Origin of the sequence: Streptomyces sp. NPDC001401, from assembly GCF_042895385.1 — a bacterium.
Lineage (GTDB): Bacteria > Actinomycetota > Actinomycetes > Streptomycetales > Streptomycetaceae > Streptomyces.
Map to the genome: position 1 here is coordinate 1 of NZ_JBIAWI010000048.1, position 3099 is coordinate 3099.

Below are 3099 nucleotides of genomic sequence, written 5' to 3' on the forward strand. Positions count from 1 at the left end.
TACTGATCCACCGAACGACTGCGTAGAAGCAGATGCGCCGGGGCAGGCCGCATCACAAGATCTCCGACAGAGCCGAATCGGCTGACCGTCGACACCAGAGACGGCCCAGACTTCTCACCCGGCCGTACGACCTTTTCGTCCCGAAGCAACCTGGGCGAGCGCTCGGCCTTGTGCTCGTGTGCCGCTCACCTGCTGAGATGGTCCACACGTGTGCGCGGTTGTCCGCCGCTGTCCGTGGGCGTTGTCACGCAGTTAGACACTCACTCTGGCTGCGCCCCGGCGCTTAGAAGGCGCCTAGACGCTATTGGCGCACTATGCCGTTGACCTGTGCACAAGCGGGGACGTGGACTCCGCTCCGACAACTTCGACACGTATTCGACTGGCGGCGTGATCGCCGGTCGTTCCCGTCTGCTGCACTGCCACGGCTGGGGCCACCATGCGGCCCGCAGTCCGCAACGGCCGTGACTGTGCTTGCATGGCTGGTGCTATAGCAGTGCTGCACGTGTTGAGGTCGGCGCCGTCGTGAGTATATCGACGTCGATCTTGGCCGGTAGCCGTTTCCTGAAAACCTCGTCGATTCTTGTCCAATTATCGGTACGCTGGCATCTCGCGTACCGAAAAAGAATTCTGATCGCCATGCTTGGGTCATCATTGGAAGGGTTGATGAATTGAAAAGAAGGCTGATTGCCTACCTTTTGAGGGGCGCTCGTGCGGAAGTTGAAGAAGTGGTCAGGGCGTACGATAGGCTTCCTGATCTCGGCAATGGGAAGCAAGTCGAAATCCGCAAGCGTGTGCTTTTTGCGGCGATTCGCCGAACTTATCCGGGGTATGTCTTTAGCGAAATCACCAAGATGGTTTCTTTCGCTTTCATAGTTGTCGAGATGATGGCTATCGCGATTCTTTTGACTCGGTTCAGTCCATTTGGTTTTCGGGCTCTTTCGGCGGGATCATTTGTTTTTGGTTTCTTGCTCAATCTCGCCCTGGTTTCGCGATTTATTCAAGGGAGGTGGAGGCTTTACCTGCCGTCTCACTTGCTTCTCTTGGCTTCGGTGGAGTCAGTCTTCTTCACGGCCATTTTGGTTGCTGCGCTGCAAGGGGCAGATGGTGATTCTGCTGCATTCTCCGCTTGCATTGGATACTTCGCTATGGGAGTCCTGGCGTTGGCTATTTGGATCCTACTACTCTTTGGCCTAGTTGCCGTAGCCTCCTCGTTCCGGAAGAAGGCCCCTCGTCTGACGCGATACGATGATGCCCTTGTTGGGTGGGTACGGCTAACGGCACGTGTCTGGCGGGACAGATATAAGCTTCAAAACGTCGATGTGGCGAGGGAGCATATAACTAGCATTGAGAGTGTCGCGCGAAGCGTGGAGAGCTCAGGAGCTCCTGGTGAGCTGATGAAGTTTCTTGATCCTCGCCGACGGCAGGGGCTCAGAGATGATGCGTTCCGTATGGCTGAGGTATTTCGAGCCCATAAGGGTGCCCTCCTTAAGGTTGGCTGTGCTGAAGATGTCCGCCGCGCCGTGGAATCAATGATGTTTGGAATTGAAGCCCTTGCTGTCGGTGATCGCGCGGCGTTGCTGGAAAATGCCCCAACAGAGGTTGCGCGCACCGATCGTTTGCGTCGATTCTTCATCTGGTCTCTCCCTCCTGTCACTCTTATTGGTGCCGGAATGATTTTGCCCATGATTCCCGCGGTTGCCTCACAGGAAGCAGCATCGGAGAGTTTGAGATGGTCGCTCATTGTTGCTGGGGTACTCTCTCTTGTTGCGGCGCAAAAGGATGTGGCGGCGCGCATCAATGATACGCTCGGGAAGGCAATTAGTTGGAAATGATTTTTTGACTAGAGGCTTTCGACGGGTAGGATCCAAAGAAAGGTTGGCGGAGCGACTTTGGCCGGGAGCTGCTTTGGCGCGAGTGATCATGGCCCCGTAAGCTTCCGGCGCGTCGGGCAGTCTGTTGACCTGCCCGTTAAAGCACGACGTTGGGGCCATGATCTTCGAGGCTCGCGCCAAAGTGGCTGGCTAAAGTCGCGGAGCCGACCGCCCCAGCCACGACGGGGTTTTCCCCCGCCTCATGGCCGCATCCGCCGTCCGGCCGGTGAGCTGGTGCGGGATCGGCGGGCCGTTCGGACGCCCGCGTATCTGGCAGCGTCGGACCGTATGCCGCCGCCACCACGATCCGGCCTCTTTCGGTAACACAAGGCGTCTTTTACCTGCACCGTTGGGGATCATCGTTCGCCCCCGTGCCCGTGTTGGTATTTGGCCGCTGCGTGCGGCGACGGGCGGGCGGCGGCGTGCGCCGGTGGCGGAGACATGGAGGCGGCGCGGCGGCGACCGACCGGCGCCGCCGCGCTTGGCGCGGCCCTCGGTTTGATCCGACCTACTGATGTAGGCAACCGGGTGGAAAGGGGTGCGTGATGGCCCCGATGACGGGCGTTTGGGGTCCAGCTGCGGTTGCTCTTTTCCAATCCTGAGGCCGGATCGTGGTGGCGGTGGTGTGCGGGCCAGAGCGGCCGTTGATATGCCTGGGCGGAGCCTCGCCCGAAGATCGACAAGCGCCGTCGGCTGCCGGTCGAGCGAGCGCAGCGAGCCTTGATGAAGTAGGGAAAGTCTGACCGCAAGGCGCTCTTGCCAGGTGACAGGCCTGCTGATGCCATGAGTGTGGGGACGGCACACATCCGGGGGCGGCCAATGAGCGATCTCACGGTGAACCCGTGGAAGCGGCATGGCAAGGATCGGCTGTACGTGAATCTGTCGGACGGCACAACCGTTGCGTGGGCGGACCGAGCGACACGCGTCATCACGATCAAGCGTGAGAACTATCGACGCGAGGCCGTTGCCTTGCTGCGTCAACATCTGGGTGATCCAGTGACCGTTCGCTCTGATCGTCCCGAGTCTTCTGCTGTCCGTGATCCGGGACCAACGGGTCGTCCTCGACAAGCCCAGCCGTCTGCTGCGCCTCAACGGCGTTCCTTGGCTTTGCCAGAACTCACAGTCGCCGACGACTTAGAAGCCGTTGTCTTTCCGGATGTGATCGTTGAGTTTCCGCTGCTCAGACATGGTTCGGGCGTCGTTGCGGGAGAGTTCGGGCGATCAGATC

The 3099-nt window shown here is 59.5% G+C and carries 1 protein-coding gene and 1 pseudogene; both read left to right on the forward strand.

Features of this window, described 5'->3' with window-relative positions; genetic code table 11:
* Positions 1 to 668: 668 nt before the first annotated feature.
* Positions 669 to 1832, forward strand: coding sequence for a hypothetical protein (locus ACFY10_RS54995; protein ID WP_390672978.1), 1164 nt, complete (start codon positions 669 to 671; stop codon positions 1830 to 1832).
* Positions 1833 to 2690: 858 nt separating this feature from the next.
* A pseudogene (locus tag ACFY10_RS55000) lies at positions 2691 to 3099 on the forward strand (hypothetical protein); the annotation flags it as partial.